This is a genomic window from Janthinobacterium sp. LS2A, assembly GCF_036543145.1.
GTDB classification, from domain to species: domain Bacteria; phylum Pseudomonadota; class Gammaproteobacteria; order Burkholderiales; family Burkholderiaceae_D; genus Janthinobacterium; species Janthinobacterium aestuarii.
In genome coordinates, this window is sequence record NZ_JAZHPB010000001.1 from 638528 (window position 1) to 659168 (window position 20641).

At 65.1% G+C, this 20641-nt stretch carries 18 protein-coding genes; 16 read left to right on the forward strand and 2 right to left on the reverse strand.

Annotation, left to right across the window (positions count from 1 at the left end):
• Positions 1-148 precede the first annotated feature (148 nt).
• From V3C40_RS02925 to V3C40_RS02960, 8 genes are all read left to right on the forward strand, one after another.
• A complete protein-coding gene (locus V3C40_RS02925; RefSeq protein WP_331776454.1) occupies positions 149-1489 on the forward strand; it encodes an MFS transporter in 1341 nt (446 codons plus the stop codon).
• 16 nt (positions 1490-1505) lie between these two features.
• Entirely contained in the window at positions 1506-3278 is a 1773-nt protein-coding gene (locus V3C40_RS02930; protein ID WP_331776455.1) for an FAD-dependent oxidoreductase, read from the forward strand.
• A complete protein-coding gene (locus V3C40_RS02935) occupies positions 3275-3460 on the forward strand; it encodes a DUF2783 domain-containing protein (RefSeq protein ID WP_034755818.1) in 186 nt (61 codons plus the stop codon). Before V3C40_RS02930 ends, V3C40_RS02935 begins: the two co-directional genes overlap by 4 nt.
• Positions 3457-4761 carry a homogentisate 1,2-dioxygenase gene (gene hmgA, locus V3C40_RS02940; protein WP_331776456.1) on the forward strand — a complete coding sequence of 435 codons (1305 nt, stop codon included), beginning with the start codon at positions 3457-3459 and terminating at the stop codon, positions 4759-4761. The genes V3C40_RS02935 and hmgA overlap by 4 nt, the downstream gene beginning before the upstream one ends.
• Before the next feature lie 174 nt (positions 4762-4935).
• The gene (locus V3C40_RS02945) at positions 4936-6129 is read left to right on the forward strand and encodes a sigma-54 interaction domain-containing protein (RefSeq protein ID WP_442907215.1); all 1194 of its coding nucleotides are present in this window, start codon (positions 4936-4938) and stop codon (positions 6127-6129) included.
• 234 nt (positions 6130-6363) lie between these two features.
• Positions 6364-7443, forward strand: a complete 1080-nt coding sequence (locus tag V3C40_RS02950) for an LLM class flavin-dependent oxidoreductase (RefSeq protein WP_331776457.1) — start codon at positions 6364-6366, stop codon at positions 7441-7443.
• Between the two features lie 28 nt (positions 7444-7471).
• Complete coding sequence (locus V3C40_RS02955; RefSeq protein WP_034755824.1) at positions 7472-8626, forward strand: LLM class flavin-dependent oxidoreductase; 1155 nt, start codon at positions 7472-7474, stop codon at positions 8624-8626.
• A 221-nt stretch (positions 8627-8847) separates the two neighbouring features.
• Positions 8848-11220: a TonB-dependent receptor gene (locus V3C40_RS02960; RefSeq protein WP_331776458.1), complete on the forward strand. Its 2373-nt coding sequence runs from the start codon at positions 8848-8850 to the stop codon at positions 11218-11220.
• An 80-nt stretch (positions 11221-11300) separates the two neighbouring features.
• On the opposite strand, the gene V3C40_RS02965 is transcribed toward V3C40_RS02960, so the two are convergent.
• Complete coding sequence (locus tag V3C40_RS02965; RefSeq protein WP_331776459.1) at positions 11301-12353, reverse strand: ABC transporter substrate-binding protein; 1053 nt, start codon at positions 12351-12353, stop codon at positions 11301-11303.
• 226 nt (positions 12354-12579) lie between these two features.
• Between V3C40_RS02965 and V3C40_RS02970 the strand changes: the two genes are divergently transcribed.
• The 8 genes from V3C40_RS02970 to V3C40_RS03005 are packed head-to-tail and all read left to right on the forward strand — an operon-like array spanning position 12580 to position 20366.
• The gene (locus V3C40_RS02970; protein WP_319991487.1) at positions 12580-13329 is read left to right on the forward strand and encodes a class II aldolase/adducin family protein; all 750 of its coding nucleotides are present in this window, start codon (positions 12580-12582) and stop codon (positions 13327-13329) included.
• Between the two features lie 22 nt (positions 13330-13351).
• A complete protein-coding gene (locus tag V3C40_RS02975) occupies positions 13352-14425 on the forward strand; it encodes an ABC transporter substrate-binding protein (protein ID WP_331776460.1) in 1074 nt (357 codons plus the stop codon).
• On the forward strand, positions 14422-15258 hold the full coding sequence (locus tag V3C40_RS02980; RefSeq protein ID WP_331776461.1) for an ABC transporter permease: 837 nt from the start codon (positions 14422-14424) through the stop codon (positions 15256-15258). Before V3C40_RS02975 ends, V3C40_RS02980 begins: the two co-directional genes overlap by 4 nt.
• On the forward strand, positions 15255-16019 hold the full coding sequence (locus tag V3C40_RS02985) for an ABC transporter permease (RefSeq protein ID WP_331776462.1): 765 nt from the start codon (positions 15255-15257) through the stop codon (positions 16017-16019). The genes V3C40_RS02980 and V3C40_RS02985 overlap by 4 nt, the downstream gene beginning before the upstream one ends.
• On the forward strand, positions 16012-17277 hold the full coding sequence (locus V3C40_RS02990; RefSeq protein ID WP_139248247.1) for an MFS transporter: 1266 nt from the start codon (positions 16012-16014) through the stop codon (positions 17275-17277). Before V3C40_RS02985 ends, V3C40_RS02990 begins: the two co-directional genes overlap by 8 nt.
• Positions 17274-18155: an ABC transporter ATP-binding protein gene (locus V3C40_RS02995; RefSeq protein WP_319991492.1), complete on the forward strand. Its 882-nt coding sequence runs from the start codon at positions 17274-17276 to the stop codon at positions 18153-18155. The genes V3C40_RS02990 and V3C40_RS02995 overlap by 4 nt, the downstream gene beginning before the upstream one ends.
• A 39-nt stretch (positions 18156-18194) precedes the next feature.
• Complete coding sequence (locus V3C40_RS03000; RefSeq protein ID WP_331776463.1) at positions 18195-19253, forward strand: ABC transporter substrate-binding protein; 1059 nt, start codon at positions 18195-18197, stop codon at positions 19251-19253.
• A gap of 48 nt (positions 19254-19301) precedes the next feature.
• Complete coding sequence (locus V3C40_RS03005) at positions 19302-20366, forward strand: ABC transporter substrate-binding protein (protein WP_331776464.1); 1065 nt, start codon at positions 19302-19304, stop codon at positions 20364-20366.
• A gap of 19 nt (positions 20367-20385) precedes the next feature.
• Here the strand turns inward: V3C40_RS03005 and V3C40_RS03010 are convergent, their stop codons facing one another.
• A complete protein-coding gene (locus V3C40_RS03010) occupies positions 20386-20508 on the reverse strand; it encodes a hypothetical protein (RefSeq protein ID WP_331776465.1) in 123 nt (40 codons plus the stop codon).
• Positions 20509-20641 lie beyond the last annotated feature (133 nt).

The window sequence follows — 20641 nt, forward strand, 5'->3', positions numbered from 1 at the left end:
TTTCTGACTGTTTTGGCCGCAAAATGTCCCCAAAATGGGGACAGCCGGCGGCATCGCCGTCTGCATACTGTGTTTCAAGCCGGGATCACCCGGCCGCTCTCACCCAAGAACAATAACAAGGGGAGGGCGACACCTTATGGAGACAAGCATGCCCCTCGCCAAAGCGGCCACCCCCGCCACTGCGCCCGTTCTCGACGCGGCCGCCGTCCAACTGGAACAGCAGGTGATGCGCAAGGTATCGCGCCATCTGCTGGGATTTCTGTTCCTGCTGTTCGTGTTTTCCTTTCTTGACCGCATCAATATCGGCTTCGCCGGCCTGACGATGATGCAAGACCTGGGCCTGTCCGGCACCCAGTTCGGCTTTGCCACCACCCTGTTTTACATCGCCTACATCGCCTGCAGCATTCCCAGCAACATCATGCTGGCGCGCATCGGCGCGCGTAAATGGATAGGCAGCATGATGATCGCGTGGGGGCTGGCCTCGACGGCGACCCTGTTCGCCAGCGGCCCTGTCAGCCTGTATGCGCTGCGCTTTTTAGTGGGCGTGACGGAGGCTGGCTTTCTGCCCGGCATGCTGCTGTACCTGACGTACTGGTTTCCCAGCGCCTACCGGGCGCGCGCCAATGCCCTGTTCATGATCGCCATGCCCGTCACGGCCGCCATCGGTTCGGCCTTGTCGGGCCTGATCCTGGGGCTCGACGGTCACTGGGGCTTGAAGGGCTGGCAATGGCTGTTCTTGCTCGAAGGCATGCCATCCGTATTCCTGGGGCTGGCCGTGTATGGTTACCTCGACGACTCGCCCAACAGGGCGAACTGGCTGAGCAAGCTGGAACAGCAGGTGCTGGAGCGCATGCTGGCGGCCGAGCACAAACCGGTGGCGCTGCGGCAGAACACCTCGGTGCTGGCGGAAATGCTGTCGCCCACGGTATTGAAATTCGGCGTCGCTTATTTTTGCCTGGTGAATACTTTGGCCATGGTGGCCGTGTGGACACCGCTGATCGTGAAAAGTTTTAACAGCAATGCCAGCAACACGCAGATCGGTCTGCTGGCCGCCATTCCGCAAGTATGCACCGTCATCGGCATGATTGCCTGGGGCCGCCGCTCGGACCGCTTGCAGGAACGCCGCTGGCACATCGTCTGGCCCATGCTGCTGTCGGCCGCCGGCTGGCTCTTCACGGCGTATTCGGCCAATCCCATCGTGCAGTTGCTGGGCGTATGCATGGCATCGACGGGCGCGTACACGGCCATGTCCGTCTTCTGGACCACGCCGGACCGTGCCCTGAGCCTGGGGGCGCGCGCCATCGGCATCGCCGTCATCAATGCGACGGGCAATATCGGCTCGGCCCTGAATCCCGTCGTCGTGGGCTGGCTGAAGGATTTCACGCACAGCTTTGCCACGGGCTTGCTGTACGCCAGCGTGCTGCTGGTGGCGGGCGCGGCCATCGTGCTGACCCTGCCCATCGCCCGTGGCGGCAAAGAACAATCTTGATTGAAGAGGACCTATCATGAGCGACATGTTCCACCCTTATCCCCATGTGCCGAAGGTGTATCCGCCCGGCAAGCCGGCGGGCACTGGCATCCAGCACGTTCCTGTCCTGATCGTCGGCGGCGGCCCCGTCGGCCTGGCCACGGCGCTGGGCCTGGCCCGCCACGGCGTACGCAGTGTGCTGATCGAAGCGGACGATGGCGTCTGCACGGGCAGCCGCGCCATCTGCATCTCGCGGCGCAGCCTGGAAATCATCGAACGCCTGGGCGCGCTCGACGGCTTTATCAGCAAAGGATTGCCGTGGGCCGGTGGGCGCAGTTTTTACCGCGACGAGGAAGTGCTGCACTTCACGATGCCGCAAGACGCGAACCAGAAGCTGCCGCCCATGGTCAACCTGGCGCAATACCATATCGAGCAATTCCTGCTCGATGCGGCCGAACGCCTGCCGGAGCTGATCGATATCCGCTGGCAAACGCGGGTCACTGGCGTGGATCGGCGCGCCGATGGCGCCACGGTCACGGTGGCCACGCCCGACGACACTTACCGGATCGACACGGACTGGCTGGTGGCGGCCGATGGCGGGCGCAGTGTCGTGCGCGAGGCGCTGGGCCTGAAATTGCAGGGCACCAGCTATGAAGGGCGCTATGTGATCGTCGATATCCACCTGAGGAGCGAGCGCCCGACGGAGCGGCTCGCATATTTCGACCCGCCATCGAATCCCGGTTCGACCGTGCTCGTGCACAAGCAGCCCGACGATATCTGGCGCATCGACTATCAATTGCGCGACGACGAGGATGCGCAGGCGGCCGTGCTGCTGGAAAACGTGGCGCCCCGCGTGGACAGCCTGCTGGCCATGATGGGAGAAACCGCGCCGTGGCATCCCGTGTGGATCACCATCTATAAAGCCAATGCACTGACCCTGGAAAAATACCGGCACGGCCCCGTGCTGTTCGCGGGCGATGCGGCCCATTTGGTGCCCATCTTTGGCGTGCGCGGAGCCAATTCCGGCATCGATGATGCGGATAACCTGGCCTGGAAGCTGGCCTACGTGGTCAAGGGCCAGGCGCCGCAGGCCTTGCTCGACAGCTATTCGGACGAACGCGTGTACGCCGCCCATGAAAACCTGCGCCACGGCACGAAAAGCACGGAATTCATGGCGCCGCCCACGTTCGCCTTCGATCTCATGCGCACAGCCGTGCTGGGCCTGGCGGGCAAGCACGCGCACGTGCGCTCCTTGATCAACCCGCGCCAGACGAGCGCCATCGCGTATGCGCAGTCGGCCGTGAATGTGTTCGATTCGGATGTGTTTTCCGCCGGTCCCGCACCAGGCTCGGTCTTGCCCGAGTGTCCGCTGGCGCTGCTGCACAACGGCGGGCAGAAAGCGCGGTATATTACCGATTTGGTGAACCGCGCCGATGGCGATTTTACGGGCCTGTATTTCAGCGACGATGGCGCCATGCCTGCCGAACTGCTGGCGCTGTGCGATACATTGCCCTTGACGACCGTGGCGATCGCCCGTAGCGGGGCGCAAGGGGACGCGTGGGACCACACGGCGCAGGTATTCCCGCTGTTCGATGCCTTGCCAGGCAGTTTTTACCTCGTGCGGCCGGATGGGCATGTGCTGGGGCGCTGGCGGCAAGTGCAGGCGGAGCAGGTGGCAGCAGCGCTGGCTAAATCCGGGGTCAGTCCCTTCGGGAGCGGTACGCGCCCCATTGGGGCGTGCACCCCCGCCGGGTCTGACCCCAGCACTTTGCGCAGCGGGTCAGTAAAAGTTATTAAGGAGATAGCATGACCGACATCGAACTGGACAATCTTTACACCGAGCTATGCCACACCATGGGCGGCCTGGGCGAACAGCGCTCGCCCCTGTTCCTGGCCCGCTTTGCCTTGCTGGCCATGGGCGCCATCGGCAAGGCTGACGTGGTGCAGGGCTTGCTGCGCGACGCGGCCGACGGCCTGGCGGAGCGCGCATGATAGGCGCCGGCTACCAGAGCGGCTTCGGCAACGAATTTGCCACGGAAGCCATCGCCGGCGCCTTGCCGCAAGGGCAGAATTCGCCGCAGCAGGCGCCGCTGGGGCTGTATGCTGAGCAACTTTCGGGCACGGCCTTCACGGCGCCGCGCGCACAGAACCGGCGCTCCTGGCTGTACCGCATTCGTCCCGCCAGCCAGCATCCGCCATTCACCTTGGTGGAAAACACCCGCATCGTCAGCGATTTCCACGCCATGCCGCCCACGCCACCGAACCAGCTGCGCTGGGATCCGCTGTCGCTGCCCGACAGCGCGACGCCAACGGACTTCATCGACGGCTGGCAAACGATGGCCGGCAATGGCAGCGCCGAAACGATGAGCGGCTGCGCCATCCACGTGTATGCGGCCAACCGTTCCATGCAGCGCTTTTTCTATTCGGCCGATGGCGAATTGCTGGTCGTGCCGCAGGAAGGCCGGCTGGCCATCGCCACGGAACTGGGCTTGATCGAGCTGGAACCGCAGGAAATCGCCGTGATCCCGCGCGGCGTGCGCTTCCGCGTGACCCTGCCCGACGGCGCGGCGCGCGGCTATGTCTGCGAAAACTTCGGCACGGCCTTCCGGCTGCCGGACATGGGCCCCATCGGCTCGAACGGCCTGGCCAACAGCCGCGACTTCCTCACGCCGCACGCGGCCTACGAAGACATCGATGGCGAGTGCGAACTGGTGGCCAAGTTCGGCGGCCATCTGTGGCGCACGACCCTCGACCATTCGCCGCTGGACGTGGTGGCCTGGCATGGCAATTACGCGCCCTACAAATACGATTTGCGCCGGTTTAACGTCATCGGCTCGATCAGCTACGATCATCCCGACCCGTCGATCTTCCTCGTGCTGCAGGCACCGAGCGAAAATCCGCTGCTGGGCGCGATCGACTTCGCCATCTTCCCGCCGCGCTGGCTGGCGGCCGAACATACGTTCCGGCCGCCCTGGTTCCACCGCAACGTGGCCAGCGAATTCATGGGCCTGATCCACGGCGTGTACGACGCCAAGGCGGCCGGTTTCGTGCCGGGCGGCGCCAGCCTGCACAACTGTATGTCCGGCCACGGTCCCGATGCGCAGACGTTTGAAAAGGCCTCGCACAGCGACACGAGCACGCCCGTGAAGGTGGCCGATACCATGGCCTTCATGTTCGAGACGCGCACCATCCTCAAGCCGACGCCATTCGCCTTGAACGGCGAACTGCTGCAGAATGACTATTTCGAGTGCTGGCAAGGCTTGCGCAAGCATTTCGATCCCGACCAGGCATAGTCAAACGGCGCTCAAGCGGCCCGCGCCAGCGTGTGCGGGTTGCCGGGCAGGCCACATTGCCTGCTTCGTTGCCACAGCAAGGTTCGGGCCCACGCCCCGCATATGCAAAATCTGGATAAGCAAGCGCGGCACCATTCGTTCACGCCGGGAGATGGAGCGCGGTATAGTCGGCCCATGGAACTCTTAGCCCACAATTTCAGCAGCGATTTCGCGCGCAGCGCCCACCTTGCCCGTGGCGCCGGCGGTGACGGCGACAGCGAGGCGCTGGTCGCCTTCCGCGACCCGCAGCAAATGAGCTTGCTGGTGCGCGCCACGGCCTTTGTCTTTGCCGATCCCCGTTCGCGCCAGTTGCACGAACTGATCGAACGTATCGCCCCCAGCGAGGCGACGGTGCTGATCACGGGCGAAACGGGGACGGGAAAAGAACTGATCGCGCGCCACGTGCACGGCTTGAGCGGGCGCGCCGAACAGACCTTTGTGGCGATCAACTGCGGCGCGTTTTCCGAAACCCTCGTCGAGAGCGAGCTGTTTGGCTATGAAAAAGGCGCGTTTACGGGCGCGCAGCAGGGCAAGCCGGGCTGGTTCGAGACGGCCAGCGGGGGCACCCTGTTCCTCGATGAAATCGGCGACTTGCCGCTGGCGATGCAGGTCAAGCTGCTGCGCGTGCTGCAGGAGCGCGAAGTGGTGCGCCTGGGCGCGCGGCGCGCCATCCCCATCGACGTGCGCCTGATCGCGGCCACCAACGTGGACCTGGCCGAAGCCGTGCGGGCAGGGCGCTTCCGCGAAGACCTGTATTACCGGCTGCAGGTGATCGGCCTGCCGCTGCGCCCCTTGCGCGAGCGTCCGGGCGACATCATGCCGCTGACGCGCCATTTTATGGCCATCTATGCGCAGCGATTGCACCTGGGCGAGGTGGAACTGGGCCCCGATGCGCAGCAGGCCTTGCTCGCTTATCCATGGCCGGGCAATATCCGCGAACTGGAAAATGTCATCCACCGCGCGCTGCTCGTCTGCCGCAGCGGCGTCGTGCGGGACGAGGACTTGAGTTTGTCTGGCTGGCACCGCGCGCCTGCCGCCGCACCTGTCTCTGTACCTGTTCCAGATGCGTGGGCCGGCGGCGCCGATATCGCGTATGCGGCCCATGGCGCGGCCGGCCAGGACGACTTGTTGGCCGCCGAGCGTTTTGCCCGCGCCTGGCAAGCCTTGCTCGACTCGGGCGAAGCCGTGGAGTTCGAAGCCATGCAGCAGGAACTGGTGCGCGCCGCGTGGGAGCGCAACGAGCGCAACCAGGTACGCACGGCCAGGCACTTGAACCTGAGCCGCAACATCTTGCGCACCTTTTTGAAAAAGGCGGGCGCCATCGACTAGGCGCTCGATGGACTTCCCGGAGCCGGACCCGCAGTGATGCGGCTCCGGCTTTTTTCATGGCTGCTGCGCGCGCAACACATTGCTGCCGTGGCTGCAGCCGATTGCTGCGCAAGCAGCAGTTTCGGGCGCCGATGGGTAGCCAGCGCATGGCATGTTTTCTGCGAGGAGGGAAGGGCAGATCGCCACGCACGATGCGCCGCGACCTTTTCTTTGACCCACGACAGGAGTCCATGCATGACCATCGAATTCATCTGGCAATTGCCCACCAGCGGCGATGGCCGTTACGCGGCGCCCGGCATTTCTCGCCGGGGCGAGCGAGCCGCTGGCGCGCCCAGTCCCTTACAGGCGGGCGTGAGTGACCCGCGCGGCGTGCGTCCGCCCTTCAATTATTTCGATTACCTGCACCAGATCGCCCGCGCGGCCGACCTTTCCGGCTTCGACGGCATCCAGATACGCCACGATACGCAGGGTGATGAAAGCTGGATCGTCGCGGGGTATTTGGCGCGCAGCACGCGGCATCTGAAACTGATCGCCGAATTCGACGCGGCCTGGGGTTCGGCCGTGTATGCGGCGAAGAACGCCGTCAGCTTCCAGCGCTTTACGGGCGGGCGTTTCGCCTGGCAGATCGGCCACGGCGGCGATGCGGCAGCGCGCCGGCGCCAGGGCGACGCAGTGCCGGACGCGGATATCTTGCCGCGCATCGATGAATTCATCACGGTGGCGCGCGGCGTGCAAAGCACATCACCGTTCAACTTCAAGGGCAAGTTCTTCGAGGTGCAGGACGGCGGCTTCAAGGGGCCGCTGGCGAACCATCCCATTAACACCATCTACCTGAATGGGGACAGCCCGGAGGCGCTGGCCCTGTCGGCGCGCCAGGCCGACGTGCACGTGTTCGATGCGGCGCCGCTCGCGGATTTGCAGCCGGCTATCGCCAGCCTGCAAGCGCAGGCGCGCCAGCTGGGCCGCACGGTGGCGGCAGGCGTGCGCATCGACGTGCTGGCCCGCGAAACGTCCGAGGAAGCACTGCGCGATGCGCGCCGCTACCGCAGCGGGGCAGGACTGCCTGACGATGCGCCATTCGATGCCGGTGCCGCAGCCTTCTGGCCAGGCTTTGCGCAAGCGCAGACGGGCGCCCGTGGCGCCCTGGTCGGCAGCTATGCACAGGTCAGCGCTGCGCTCGAGGCCTACGCGCAGGCGGGAATCTCTAGCTTCGTGCTGGCCGCCATCCCCCATTTCGAGGAAGCCTACCGTATCGGCGAACACGTGCTGCCGCTGGTGCGGGTGGCTTTGAACACGCAACGGCAAGCGGCCTGAATCCCCTAATTTGAAGGAGTACCACTACATGGCAATCGATTTTTTCTGGCGCATCCCCACGCATGGCGAACCGAGTTCGCACCGCGCCCGCACGCCGTTTCGCGGCGACTGGTTTCCCGGCAATGACAACCTGCGCCAGGCCGGCCTCGGTGGCGGCGGCGCCGACGGTTTTACGTATATCGACTATCTGGCGGAGATCGCCCGCGCGGCCGAGCTGTCGGGCTTCCAGGGCGGTTTGATTCCGTCTTTCCCCATGACGGATGAACCGTGGGCCATTTCCGCGCTGCTGGCGCGCGAGACGAGCACCTTCCGCTTCATGATCCCGTTCCAGCCCGGTTTTTTGAATCCCGTGGTGGCCGCGCGCATGACGGCCAGCCTGCAGCGGGCTACGGGCGGCCGCGCCCTGTACAACGTGATCACGGGCGGAGGCGGTCCGGCGCAGCTGTGGTGGGGCGATTCGGCCGGTCACGACGACCGCTACACGCGCACGACGGAATTTCTCGACGTGGTGCGCGGCGTGTGGCGCGGCGGGCCGTTTTCCTACCAGGGCAAGTTCTATCAGGTGGAAGACGCGGGCCTGGCCACACCGCTGTCGGAGCAGGATTTCCCCGAGATTTATTTTTCCGGCTCATCCGACGCGGCCCTCGGTTCCGCTTCCAAGCATGCCGATTACTACCTGACGTGGCTGGAACCGTTCGAGCAGCTGCGCGAGAAATTCGCCCGCGTGCATGAAAAGACGGCGCTCTTGGGCCGCAAGATCAAATGCGCCGTGCGCGTCGACATCGTGGCCCGCGCCACGGAAGAAGAAGCGTGGGACGAAGTGCGCAAGGGTTTTGACGCCGTGGACCCCGCCACCCTGCGCCAGTTCCTCGGCGCCGATGGCGGCGATTCCGTGGGCGCGGCGCGCCAGCGGGGCAACCGCCCGACGACCCTGAACAGCTATAAGGACTTGATCACGGCGCCGAACATCTGGTCCGGCTTCAACTTGCTGCGCGGCGGGCAGACGCAGGGCATCGTCGGCAGCTACCAGCAGGTGGCCGAACGCCTCGACGAACTGGTGCAGCTGGGTGCCGACGCCTTCATCCTGGCCAGCACGCCGCACCTGGAAGAAGCGTACCGGGTGGGCGAGGAAGTGCTGCCGCTCGTGCGCGGACACACGTCGGCACTCTTGCGCGCTGCCTGATCCTTTCCCTGTTGGCGCGACAGCAGCGTCACCGCCTGCTGTCGCGCAGGCAGCACGCGGCAGCGCCGCTGCTGCCAAATCAACAGCACTATCATGATGATAGTCTTCCTTTGAAATCAATCACTTGAGCACGATTTTGCTGCGCTGCGGCAGCGGGCATGCGCCTTGCAATACAGGTCATCACCATCTCGCGTTTTGACTTTACTCAAGGATAATTACCCATGCGCCGTTCGACTGCCCCCGCCGCCGTTTCTTCTTTCCCCTTTCATTTGACGCCGGTGCGCCGCGCGCTGCGCTCGGCCTTCGCCATCGGCGGCCTGATGCTCGCTTCCAGCATGGCCCATGCCGAAGCGCCCGGCGCCGATGCCATTGCCGCGGCCGACGCGAACGGCGGGGGCGAGGGCGCCTCCCTGCAATCGGTGACGGTGACCGCGCAGAAGCGCGAGGAATCGGCGCAGAAGGTGCCGAGCGCGATCACAGTCCTCGGTGGCAAGGAGCTGCTCGACACGGGCATCGGCCGCTCGGCCAGCGAAATCCTCAACTACGTGCCGAACGCCTCGGCCGGCACGCAGCAGCATGGCCGCCCCCGCTGGTGGATACGCGGCGTCGGCGCGGGCCAGCAGCAGATCGATTTCCCGAATCCCGTCGGCTTTTACCTCGACGACGTCTACATCAGCAATTCCAGCGCCACGGGCTTTCCCCTGTTCGACCTGGACCGGGTGGAAGTGCTGCGCGGCCCGCAAGGCACCTTGTGGGGCAAGAACACGACGGGCGGCGCCATCAACGTCATTTCGCGCAAGCCTTCGTTCAAGTCCAGTGGCTACGCCAAGCTTGACTACAGCAGCTACGACACCAAGCTGGCCGAAGGCGCCATTGGCGGCGCGCTGGTCGACGAGGTGCTGGCGGGGCGTTTGTCTTTCCACACGGAGCAGCAGGACAAGGGCCGCTTCCACAACCAGTTTACGGGCGAGCGCGATGGAAAACTCAAGGACAGCGCCATCCGCGGCCAGCTCAAGGCCCTGATCGGGCGCGACCTGACGGCGAACCTGAACCTGCATTACCGCGACTACACGACCAAGGGCGCCACGACGACGGTGGCCAGCTATGGCGCCAATGGCGTGTACCGCAATGGCTACATCCCCAGCACCAGTCCCGATGACGTGAGCACGAACGCACCGGCCGACAGCGACGTGAAACAGGGCGGCGCGCAGCTGAACCTGGAATATGCGCTGGGCGAGCTGACATTGACGTCGATCACCGGCTATGAAAATTTCAGGAACGAAGCGACGGGCGACAGCGACAACACGCCGCTGGAAGTGGGCCGCAGCCGCTCGAAGGCCAGCAGCCGGCAAGTGTCGCAGGAGCTGCGCCTGACGTCGCCGCAAAACGGCGCCGTGAGCTGGGTGGCGGGCCTGTTCTACTTCAATGAAAAGATCGATTCCGATTCGGCCGGCGCGCGCCTGCCCAACGGCACCGTGCCGGCGCTGGCGGGCAGCACCCAGCCTGTCGGCTACAACCGCACCATCTACCAGCACAAGGCGCGCAGCGCGGCCATCTTCGGCAGCACGACCGTCAACTTCAGCGAACAGTTCCTGTCCACGTTCGGCTTGCGCTGGACGACGGAAACCAAGGACCTGGACTTGCAGCGCGTGCAGGCCGCATCGAACACGGTGACGTTTGGCGATGCGGCCAGCTGGTGGAACACGGTCCGCGGCGGCAATTACGCAGCCGCCTCGGTGGCCAACAATAACTTCACGTCGAATCCTTCGACCACGTGGAACGCGCTGACCTACGACGTGACACCCGAATACCGCTTCAGCCGCACCTTGCGCGGCTACCTGAAATACGCACACGGCATCAAGTCGGGCGGCTACAACACGAGCGCCACGGACGTGAGGGCCCTGAACACGGTCAAGCCGGAAACCCTGAACTCGTTCGAGGCGGGCATCAAGTCGGAATGGCTGGACGGGCGTTTGAATTTCAACGCCAACGTTTTTCACTATGACTACAAGAACGTGCAGGTCAATATCACGGGCGTGTACAACGGCGACCCCACGCAAAGCGTCAATTACCTGCAGAACGTGCGCAAGGCCCACGTGAATGGCGCGGAATTCGAGATCGAGGCGCAGCCGACGGACAACTTGCACATCAACGCCAATATCGGCCTGCTGCGCACGGAATTCGACGATTTCGCCATCCAGAACAATGGCGGCGACCGCTCCGGCAATGAATTCGTGCGCTCGCCCCACGTGACGGCCTTGCTGGCGGCCGATTACCGCTACCCGCTGGGCAATGGCGCGCAGCTGGTCTTCAGCGGCGACGTACGCTACACGTCGAAGCAGTACTATTATGTCGACCCGCAAAACGCCGCGCGCGACCTGCTGAACCAGGGCGGCTTCGCGCTGGCCAATGCGCGCCTGTCGTATGTGCTCCCGGGCGGCAAGCACCGCATCACGGCGTATGCGAACAACCTGGCCGACAAGGTCTACCGCAACCACACCTTGACCAGCTTCGTGCCGGGCGCCGTCAACGGCGACACCGTCATCATCGGCCAGGGCCGCACGGTGGGGGCGTCCTACACGATCCAGTTCTGATGGCGATTGATTGATGTAAAAATGGCCGGCCTGGCGCAGCGGTAGGTCGGCTTAGCGCAGTGTAAGCCGACAACACCAAACTAGGCCGCCACCCTCAGCAGCGCCTCCAGCCGCCGCTGCGCTTCCTCCAGCGGCCGCCGGTCGATCCAACTCTCGATATCCACGTCGCGGTCAAGAAAACCGTGCTGCAGCTGAAAATCCTTCTGCTGGCGGAACAGCGCCACCTTTTCATCGGACAGGTCGGGCGCCAGGGTCAGATGAAAACCGTCCCGATAAGCTTCGGCCACGGCGCCGGCGCCGGCCCGCGTTTCGCCCTGCAGGATGGCCAGCACGTCGGCCTGGTGGCTGCGGGCCCAGTGCGCGGCGCGCAGCGTCTGCGTCAAAAAGCGCACGACCAGCTCGAAATGCTGTTCCAGCATGGTTTCATGTACGGTGATCGGGCGCGGCGTGCCGTTGTTCACGCGGAAGCGCCGGTCCGGCAGGGCGTCGATGTCGATCCCCACTTCCAGTCCCGCCGCGCGGGCCGCCTCGGCCGCCGCCGCGCCTTTCACGTAGACGGCATCGACTTCGCCGCGCAGCAGCGGCGCGATGCCTTGCCACAGTCCCGCGCCCAGATTGGCCGATGCCTGGGCGTCGGCTCCCACTTCCACCAGCCGTACATCATCGAGCGTGAGGCCGGTCGACGCCAGCACGCCCTTGTAGCCGGCCAGGCTCATGCCGCGCGCGATGCTGCGCCCGCGCCGGTTTTCGCGCAAGTCCTCGGCGCGGAAGACGGGCAGCGCCAGACGCTTGCCCTGCAGCTGCGCCGGCGTCGTGATGCCGGAACCGGGGCGCACGAGGATGGCTTGCCATTCATCGATCCACGTCAGGCCGATCAGGCGCGTGGGCGCCCCTTGCGCGCGCGCGGGCAGGGCCAGCAGGTTGCCGCCTTCGCGCACGAGCGTGGACAGGCCGTGGTCGTAATGGTGGCGCGCCAGTTCGCCGCCCACTTCCTGCAGGGTTTTCAAGGTGATGCCGTCGCGGGCGAATTCTTCGTCCAGCCAACCCAGTTTGTAGGCCAGGCCCGTGGCCGTGGGCACGGGGCAGCGGGTGAACCAGACGGTATCGACAGCGGAAGATGGTGCGGTAGTCATGGGATTCCTTGGTGGTGGGTGAAGCCTTGAGCCGTGCAGGAAACGTGCCCGCGCCGCTTGCTGGCTTGCCGACAGCGCGTGCGCACGCCACTGCTGCCACGCCAGCAGCGGCTGTTGCGCAGGCAGCAGCGCTCCACCATTTCCCCGGCCCTGGCGCTGGCACGCGTCTTGCAAAAGTAGAGGCATGACTGACCCGTATTCCAACCCCAAGCAAATGGAGCATGACATGACGGATGTGGCACAAGCGGAAGCACAACAAGTACAGGCACAGGAGTTGACGGCGGCCGAACTGGCCTTCGTCGAGCAGGTGCGGCGCGATGCGCAGATCGCCTTCGATGGCTTGCGCGAGACTGGCAGCCTGACGGCCAACGGCACGGTGGGCTTTGTCGAGCGCACCCCTGGCGGCGACAAGGTCGTGGTGGTCAACGATCCGGGCCCGTTCCGCCGCGGCCAGCCATTGAAGGCGGCCGTGCTGGCGCTCGATGGCACGGTGATCGTGGGTGACGCGAACAACGGCGGCGCGCGTTACTTAAAACTGTTCCGCGAACGGCCCGAGGTCACGTCTATCTCGCACGTCCACTCGCCGTCCTTGGGCGCGTGGGCGCAGACGCACCGCACGTTGCCGATCCGCTACGTGCCCGTGCAGCGCTTTCAGCTGATCCGCGAAATTCCCATCTATATCGACCGCCGCCAGCCGGAAGTCGATTTCATCCTCGGCGAAATCGCGCGCAATACGCATGCCACTGCCATCCTGGAGGCGAACGGCGGCGCCACCGTGTGGGGCAAGCAGGGCTTGCTGAAGCTGGCCGAATTCATCCTGCTGCTGGAAGAAGGCGCGCAGATACAGATCGCGGCCGAAGCCATCGGCGGTTCGCGCGATTTCGGTCCCGGCGTGCTGCTGCAGCAATGGAAGATGAGCAAGCTGATCGACACGGCGCGCGCCTTGTCGTTATTGCCCGCCACCGACCTGGTGTAACCCTTTCAAGAACAGGCCCCCGATGTCATTGAACTTCTTACGTTTGCGCTGGCGCAAGGTACTCGCTACCGCCGTGGTGGCCAGCTTGCTGGCGCCAACGATCGCGGCTGCCGCCGCGCCGTTGCCGGCCGCCGTGCGCATCGCCGTCGTGGCCCGTACGGCGCCGTCCGGTAAGACCGTGTTTGCCGGCTCGGCCGCCCAGGTGGCATCCCAAGGCTGGCTGGCGGCCGAGCTGGGCAAGCTGGGTGTGAAGCTGGAATGGGTGCCCGTCACGACCAATTCCGTGGCGACGCAAGTCAACGAAGCGTTTGCCAACCATTCGATCGACCTGGCCCAGTATGGCGATCTGCCATCGATTATCGCCAATGCCTCGGGCTTGCAGACGCGGCTGATCTTGCCCGGCGGCAGCGCCAACAATACCTATCTGGTGGTGCCGAACGGCTCCACGGCCAAGTCGATCAAGGACTTGAAGGGCAAGAAGATCGCCCTGCATCGTGGCCGGCCGTGGGAATACCCGTTCGCGCGCCTGCTGGAAGCCAATGGCATGACCCTGCGCGACGTCAAGATTCTCAACCTCAATCCGCAGGCGGGCGCGGCGGCCGTGGCCACGGGTGGCGCCGACGCCTTCTTCACCCTCAGCGACGCCTTTTTGCTCGAAGATAAAAAGGTCGGCAAGATCATCTGGGCCAGCAAGGCGCCGCCGCAGGACTGGAAGATGCGCGCCGAGCTGTGGGCCGACAGCGGTTTCCTGCAACGCTATCCGCAGCTGGCCCAGCTCGTGGTGACGGCCTATGTGCACGAGCACCACCGGGCCGCCGGCGCGGGCGGCGAAGATGAGTATGTGCGCACCGAGGCGGCTGCGGGCCAGGTGGAAAGCGTGGTGCGGCGCGAACTGGCGGGCGACCATACGCCGTGGCAGGCGCGCTGGTCGCCGTTGTTTACGGCCAGCCTGCGCCAGCATTACGTGGGCGAGGCGGCGTATGCGAAGAGCGCGGGGCTGATAGCGCGGCCCCTGCAGGTCGACAGCCTGTTCGCGCCCCAGTTCGTCAACCAGGCGCTGGCGCAGCTAAAATTGCAAACTTACTGGGCGCCATGACTTCCTTGACTATCGCCTTGCCGCGCGCCACTGCGCCAACGTGTGCGGCTTCTGTTCCCTGGCTGCGGCGCTTCGTGCGCTCGCCCTGGTCCGTGTGGGCATCGCCGCTGGTCTTGCTGCTGCTGTGGACGGCCGCCACCACCTTCGAATGGATGCCTGCGCACATCTTGATGTCGCCATGGCAAGTGCTGCTGACAGCGCGCGACCTGGCCGAGAGCGGCGAACTGGGCCAGCACCTGGGTATCAGCCTGTTCCGCCTGCTGGCCGGTTTCGGCCTGGGCGCCAGCGCGGGCCTGGCGTTTGGCGTGGTGCTGGGCTTGTCGCCTGGTTTGCGCAGCTATGTCGACCCCACCTTCAATGTCTTGCGCCAGCTGCCCACGGTGGCCCTGATCCCCCTGTTTATCTTGCTGTTCGGCATAGGCGAGAGCTTCAAGGTGTTTATCGTCGCCAAGGCCAGCTTCTTTATCGTCGCGCTGGCCGTGCATGACGCCATCCGCAACCTGTCTGCGCGCTATTTTGAAGTGGCGCAAGTGTATTGCTTCTCGCGCTGGCAGCGCATCCGCCTGATCGTCTTGCCCGCCATCGTGCCGGCCGCGCTGACGGGCATGCGCATCGCCCTGTCGCGCTCGTGGATGGTGCTGGTGGGCGCGGAATTGCTGGCCGCCGACAGCGGCCTGGGCCAGATGATGGAAATGGGCCGGCAAATGTTCCGCCTCGACGTAGTGATGGTGGGCGTGGTGCTGACGGGCGTGATCGGCTTTGGCCTGGACCGGCTCTGCCACGCGCTGGAAGTGTGGCTGATGCGCTGGAAACGCGGTGGAGAGTCCAAATGAAGCAGCGTTTAGTACTGATCATCAAGGGCGTGCTGCTGCCGCTGGCCTTGCTGGGCGCCTGGCAATGGGCCTCAGGACAGGGCGCGGCGGCCGCCTACATTTTTGTCTCCTTGGGTGACCTGGCGCACAGCTTGCGCGATCTGGTCTTGACGGGCGAACTGTGGGTGCATTTGCGCGCCAGCCTGGGCAGGACGTTGGCCGGCCTGCTGCTGGGCGGCAGCGCCGGCATCGTCACGGGCGCGCTGATGGCGCAGTCGCCGCTGGCGGACCGGCTGATCGGTCCGCTGTTCCACAGCATCCGCCAAGTCCCGCTGCTGGGTCTGATCCCCTTGTTGGGCTTGTGGGTAGGCAATGGCGATGGCGCCAAGCTGCTGGTGATCGCCATCGCCGCCTTTTACCCGACCGTGCTCAACACGTATGCGGGCATGCGCCAGGTGGAAGGGCGCTTGCGCGAAGTGGGGCAGGTGCTGACCCTGACGCGCTGGCAGACCCTGCGCCAGATTTTGCTGCCGGGCGCCATGCCGGCCATCGTCACGGGCGTTACGCATGCGCTGGCGTTTGCCTGGCTCGCTTGCCTGGGCGGCGAACTGCTGTTTTCGGCTGGCCCCGGCATGGGTTCCTTGCTGCTCAACGGCGAAGTGTCGGGCCGCATGGACGTCGTCCTGCTGGCCGTGCTCGTGATCGCCTTGCTGGCGCAAGCGATGAACGTGGCGTTTGCGCGCCTCGCGCGCCTGCTGGTGAAGGGGCGCAGCAGTGAGTGAATCGTTGCCATTCCAGCCAGACGCGACCGCCAGCGCCCGCGAAGGGGAGCTGCGCGCCTTCTTGCTGCGCTTTATCGGCCTGACCTTGCTGTCGGGCGTGACCATCGGCATGAACAAGGTGCTGGCCACCTTGCTGGGCTTGCACCTGCACGTGAGCAATTTCCAGCTGGCCGCGATCAGCAGCGCGGAAACCTTGGCCATGGCGCTCGGTACCATACCGGCCGGCTATATCTTGTCACGCGGTAATCCGAAGCATTTGTATGCGGGAGTGAGCCTGAGCCTGGCGCTGGCCTTCTGCGTGCTGCCGTGGCTGCCCGGCTGGCAATGGGTGGCCTTGCTGATGTTCGTGGTTGGCCTGTGCATCTCGCTGCGCATTGTTGCCATGAGCACGGTCTTCCTTGTGCGCTTGCCGGAACTGGGGCAGAGCAAGGCGGGCTGGTACAAGGGCACATTGATCCTCGGCATGCAGTTCCTCGGACCCTTGTGCGGCAATTACCTGATCGCGCAGCTGGGCCTGAAGGCGGGCTTCTTGATTTCCGCCCTGATGTTTGCCATCCTGGCCGTGCTGGGCTGGCAAGTGTTACCCAGCAATACGGCGCCGCGCAAGCTGGAAGGCCAGGCCTTGTTGCCCGGTGCGGCCAGCCTGCGCGAACTGCTGCGCCTGCCTATCGTGCGCGTGACGTACCTGTTTGAAATTCTCGCCAGCTTTACGGCGTCCAGCGTGGGCGTGTTTTCCATCTTGCTGGCCATCCGCGTCTTGCACTGGCCTGCGCATCACTCCGTCTGGCTGATGGCCGTGCAGGGACTCAGCTGCGTGCTCGTGCTGCTGTTCCTGGGGCGCTTCGTGCTGGCCAGCCGCTACCGCGAGCAATTGTATGGCGGCGCGCACCTGGCCATCATGGCCGCCTTGCTGATCCTCGGCCTGTGGCCGAACAGCATCGCCTACCTGGCGGCCTCCGTACTGCTGGGCCTGGGACTGGGCGTGAATAACCTCGTCAACACGGACAATATCGCCCGCGCGCCCGTCGACAAGGCCAGGGTTTCGGCCCACTTGACTCTGTTCGGCATGTTGGGTGGCACGGCTGGCGCGCTGGCGGCGGGCCGCCTGGCCGACCTGACGGGGCTGCGCAATGTGTTCCTGATCTGGCTGGCTCCGTGGCTGGCCGCCTGGCTGGTTTTCCACGGCAGTCGCTGGCTGCGCCGGGCGCCGTCCGCCGCCATTCCTTCCCTCGCCCCCACCGCAGAGAGTGCGCCATGAATGATTTCGTTTCCCCTTCGGCCTTGTCGCCGCAACAGCAGCACCTGAGCGGCGGCTTGCAAGTGCAGCACGTGAGCAAGTCGTTTTCGCTGAAAGGCGCGCCGCTGCCCGTGCTCGACGATATTTCGCTCACCATTGCGCCAGGCGAATTCGTCGCCATCGTGGGCGCGTCCGGCTGCGGCAAATCCACCTTGCTGCGCCTGCTGGCGGGCCTGGACACCGATTACACGGGCTTGCTGCTGCACGATGGCGTGCCGATCCGTGGCACGGACTTGCACCGGGGCCTCGTGTTCCAGGACCACCGCCTGTTTCCCTGGCTGACGGTGCAGCAGAACGTGGCCGTGGCCTTCAGCAATACCAAGGTGCCGCCGGCCGAGCGCGCATCGCGCGTGGCGGCGGAAATCACGCGCGTGGGCCTCGATGGCTATGCGGATGCCTATCCGCATCAATTGTCGGGCGGCATGTCGCAACGGGCCGCCATTGCCCGCGCCCTCGTGGGGCGGCCCGACGTGCTGCTGCTCGACGAACCGCTCGGTGCGCTCGACGCGCTGACCCGTTTGCGCTTGCAGCAGGAACTGCGCCGATTGTGGCAAGACGAAGGCATCACCATGGTCATGGTCACGCATGACATCGATGAAGCCGTCTATCTGGCCGACCGTATCGTCGTGCTCGACGCGCGTCCCGGCAAGGTGCGCCGGGTGCAGGAGGTGCCGCTGGCCCACCCGCGCCAGCGCGGCTCGCCCGGTTTTGTGTCCATCCGCGATGGCCTGCATGCGGATTTCAGCGACCTCGACGAATCGCATGCGCCTGTGGAGCAGGAAGAACACCCCAGCAGCTTGTGGGATGGCAATGAATGGGCGCGCAGGATGGCGCTGTAGTTTCCTTTTTGACCGGTTCACCCACTCTGGAGATACACCATGAGCAATAACAACGCACTCGACACCCTGTGGTACACGCGCTGCCCCGTCCCGACAGGCCTGGGGATAGCCTTGCAGCAAGGCTGGCTGGAAGAAGCGTTGCGCGCCAACGGCACCAGCTTGCGCTCCTTGCGCGAATCGGACCAGGAAGCCGTGCGCGAATCGCATTTCGACCATACCCTGCAAAATTCCGTGCGTCACGGCGGCAACATTCCCGCCCTGTGGGCGCGCGCGGCGGGACGCGAGACGCGCGTGATCGGCCTGTCGTGGTCGGACGAGACGCAGCTGATATTGACCTTGCCCGGCAGCGGCATCCAGACCGTGCGCGACTTGAAGGGGCGGCGCTTCGGCTTGCCTTTGTGGGCCAAGGCGCAGATCGACTTTGCGCGCGCGCAAGCCTTGCGCGGGCTGGAAAACGCGCTGAGCCTGGAAGGGCTGGCTGTTGCTGACGTGGAACTGGTCGATTACGTGATCGCGGCAGGGCAGAGCGAAGCACCACCAGAAAAGGGGGCGGCAACGAATCTGTTCAGCGGTGCGCGGCGCGGCGGCCAAAGCCCGGAATTGCTGGGACTGCTGCGGGGCGAGGTGGACGCCATCTTCCTGAAAGGCGCCTCGGCCGCGCAGCTGGCGCAGCAATTCGGCTTGCACACGGTGATCGACACGGGCATCCATCCGGAACCCTTGATCCGCGCCAACAACGGCACGCCGCGCACCCTGAGCGTCGATGCGCACTTGCTCGACAACCATTTCAATTCGGCCGTGACCCTGGTCGACCAGGTGCTGCGGGCCGAAGCGTGGGCGCGCGGCCATGCGGACGAGACGCGGCGTTTCCTCGCGCGCGAATCGAATGCCAGCGAGCACTGGGTGCAAGTGGCGTACGGCAAGGATGCGCATCTGCGCCTGGATACGGATCTGGCGGAAACGTCGGTTGCCGGCTTGCAGGACTTCAGCGACTTTTTGTTCCGCTGGAATTTCCTGCCCAGCAAGGTCGACGTGCGCGCGTGGATCGACCCGCGTCCTTTCGAAGCGGCGCTGGCGCAGACGCGCCGGGCGGCTTGAGCGGGAAACACGTCAACAGTGGCCATGTTCGATGATGAGGAGAATGCGATGCGGCGACGCACGGTGATGGGAGGGCTGGCTTTGCTGCCCCTGGCGGGACAGGCAGTGTCGGCGGTGTCGGCAGCGAAAGAGGCGGGGGCGCCGCCGGCGGCCCTGCGCATCGCCTCGACGGGTTTTGCGGAAAACGGCAAGGCGGAGCTGGGCGGCATCGCTTACCGGGTACAGCAGGAAGGCTGGCTGGCGCGCGAACTGAAGCAGCGGGGCGTGCGGCTGGAATGGCTGCCCGTCACGGGCGACACGGGCGCGACCATGAACGAGGCGTTCGCCAGCGGCCGCATCGACATGGCAGCGTATGGCGACTTGCCATCCGTCATCCTCAACGCGGGTGGCGTGCGCACGCAGGTGATCGTGCCGGCGGGCCGGGGCACGGACCAGTTCCTGCTGGTGCCCAGCGGTTCGCGCGCCACGTCCCTGGCCGAGCTGAAGGGCAAGCGCATCAGTGTGCACCGGGGCCGGCCGTGGGAACTGGGCTTGCGCCAGCTGATCGCCGACCAGCGCATGTCGCCCACGGATTTTCGTTTGATCAATATGGATTTGAAGCCTGGCACGGCCGCGCTGGCCACGGGCGCCGTCGACGCCTTGTTCATGATCAATGGCTATCCGCTGGAAGACAAGGGTATCGGCCGCATCATCTGGTCCAGCAAGGGGCTGCCCGAACGCAAGATGCGGGCGGAACTGTGGGCGCGGCGCGACTTTACGCAAGCCCATCCCGACATCGCCGAACTGGTGGCCACGGCTTGGCTGCGGGCCCAGCACTGGGCGGCGCTCGACGGCAACCGCGAAGCGATCATCAAGGATGGCACGCGCAATGGCACGCCCGACAGCGTGGTGCGGCGCAGCTACGACGATCCGGGCCTGCAGTGGAAGGAGCGCTGGTCGCCCCTGTACGACGACGCCGTGTACCGCCATTACCGCCGGGTGCTGGCGTTTGCGCAGGAACAAAAGCTGATCCGCCAGCCCTTGACGGCGGAGGAATTGCTGGAACCGCGCTTCGTGGCGGCAGGCTTGAAAAAGCTGGGCCTGGCCAATTACTGGGAGCCGGCCAAGGTGTAGCGCCAGCGTGGGGCGTGGTTCAGTGCGGCAAGCATACACGTCCCGCCACATTGACCACGTCGTCGCCCGCATGCGCGCGCAGTTGCAGCATCATCAGGGCCACGCCCAGCATCAGCGCCGCAGCGCAGAGTTTCTTGTGCATCGTCTTTCCTGTTCGTACGTTCGATGAGGTTTGCCGGCATATTATTGCCCAAATTCAGCGTGCGGGCTGAGCATGTGCCATGCGTGCTTTACAATTATGCATCTGCGCATCCGCGCCATCTGAATTCTATGCA